Here is a 2259-nt window from a genome sequence, read left to right as displayed (position 1 = left end):
ATTGTCGTGCCGGTCGAGGATGACGTCCTCCGGCGCCTCGATTCGGCCGAGGCCGATCGCTTCGACGTCACGCAGCTTGTCGTTCTGTTCGAATGGCCCGCCTTCTCCGATCTCGGTCGGCGGTGGTGGCGGCAGCTCGTGATAGGTCGGCGCGACATAGACCTTGCTGATGATGCGGGTACGGTTCTTCTGCCAGCGGATGTCGATCATCGCCGCGATCAGGAGGATCGCTGCCAGCGCCATCCGGTTGATGCCGCCGCGTGCGTTCAGCGTGGTCAGGCCGTTGGTGATCAGAAGGACGATCAGCACGCCCACTGCGGATTTCGCCACCGACCCCTTGCCGCCGCCGAGCGTGATGCCGCCGAGCACGGTCGCGGTCAGCACGATCACCTCCAGCCCCACGCCGATGTCGCCGCCGACGGTGCCGAGCCTTGCTGCGAAGAACAGCGCGCCGACGCTGGTCAGGACGCCGCTCGCGACATAGCAGAGCGCGATCGTCCGCCGCACCGGGATTCCGGAATTGTAGGCCGAGCGGCGCGAGCCGCCGATCGCGGTGATGTGCCAGCCCGGGCGCAGCCGCGTCATCAGGACGTGGCCGAACAGTGCAACGACGATGTAGATCAGCGCCACGCTGGGGATGCCGAACACGTCGCCGCCGCCGATGAAATTCCACGAGGGAATGTCGGGAAACGCCGCCGCGATGGCGTTGGAATAGCGCTGGATCAGGAGATCGAAGGTGGAGCGGTAGACGATCAGCGTGATCAGCGTGGTGATGAAGGCGCGCAGCCTGAGATAGCCGATCAGCACGCCGTTGACGGCGCCGAGCAGCGCGCCGAAGGCGAGCGTCGCTGCGACCACCGCCGGCACCGGCCACTCCATCACGTCGAGCAAATAGAGCGCGCAGAAATCGGTCAGGGCGAACATCGATCCGACCGACAGGTCGATGCCGCCGACGATGACGACCAGCCCCATGCCGAGCGCGATGAAGCCGATCTCGCCGGCCTGCCGCGCGGTGTCGGCCAGACTCGACGGCGACAGGAAATGATCGATCGAGCGGCTCAGCGCGAAGCCGACGATCAGGAGAAGAATGACGGGGATGGCGGTCTCGGTCCAGCGCTTGGACAGGATCTCGCCGAGCAAATGGTCCGGCCAGTAGCGGTATCGCAACCGAATGAAGGTATCGCGCATCAAGGTTCCGTGGCTTCAGCAATCGAACAGGCAGCAAGAACGGCGTTCCGGGAATTCCCCATGACTGCAACAAGTCCGGGCCTCATGGTTCGAGACGCGCGGCTTCGCCGCGCCCTCACCATGAGGTTCTGGGATATCGCCACGAAAACAGTCCTCATCCTGAGGAGCCCGCCGCAGGCGGGCGTCTCGAAGGATGGGCCCCGGAACGCGCTTCTCGCAAGACGTTCACTTCTTCAGGTCGGAGAGATTCCAGCATGCCGTCTGGGTGTCGGCGTTCTCCTTGGTGATGGGGATCAGGGTCGTGTATTCCGAGCCCTTCACCGATCCCGCCTTGGCGCCCGACGACAGCAGCCACTTGATGGTGCCCGCCATCTGCGCGGCTTGCGTCGGCACGTCGTAGCTGAGGTCGAGGTCGAAGGAGTCGTTCTTGACCAGCTCGCACGCGCCCTTGCGCTCGCCGCCGCCGGAGGTCGCGACGAACACCTTGCCGGTGAGACCGGCCTCCTTCACCGCAGCGGCCGTGCCGATGTCCATGCCGTCCCAGAAGCCGACGATGCCGCACAGGTCTGGATTCTGCTTCAGCACGGTCTGGGTGATCGCCTTGGCTTTCGCCGCGTCCCAATCGGCCGCCTGGCTCGACACCACCTTGATCTCGGGATGCTTGGCCAGCACGTTCTCGACGCCCTTGAGCGTGTAGGCGCTCGCCGCGGCCGACAGCGCTCCCTGGATGATGGCGATCTTGTTCGACTTGCCCTGGCACGCCTTGACCACGGCCTCGGTGTCCTTCTCGCCGATCTCGATCCAGTTGGCACCGACGAAACCCGATGAACGATAAGCCGAGCCCATGTTGATCTGGATGACGTAGATGCCCTCGTTCTCGGCGCGCTGCAGCAGCTTGGCGTAGGTCTGCACGTCGGGGTTATGGATCACCATCACCGCCGGCTTCTCGGAGATCAGCGAGGTCACCGCCTGCGCGCCGGCATTGGTGTTCCAGTTGGGATCGCGGATCTCGAATTTCACGCCATAGGGCTCGAGCTCCTTCTTCAGCCCGGCATACCAGCCTTCGGTGAG

Annotated in this window: 1 protein-coding gene and 1 pseudogene; both read right to left on the bottom strand. The window is 64.6% G+C overall.

Features of this window, described 5'->3' with window-relative positions; translation table 11 throughout:
• A pseudogene (locus JOY90_RS28305) lies at positions 1-1188 on the bottom strand (ABC transporter permease); the annotation flags it as partial.
• A 225-nt stretch (positions 1189-1413) separates the two neighbouring features.
• Positions 1414-2259: sugar ABC transporter substrate-binding protein (locus tag JOY90_RS28300; protein WP_291694392.1), on the bottom strand; the 846-nt coding region annotated here is incomplete at its 5' end.

This window comes from Bradyrhizobium sp., from assembly GCF_019242285.1.
In the GTDB taxonomy this organism is placed as follows: domain Bacteria; phylum Pseudomonadota; class Alphaproteobacteria; order Rhizobiales; family Xanthobacteraceae; genus Bradyrhizobium.
This window is presented reverse-complemented; position numbering and strand designations above follow the sequence as displayed.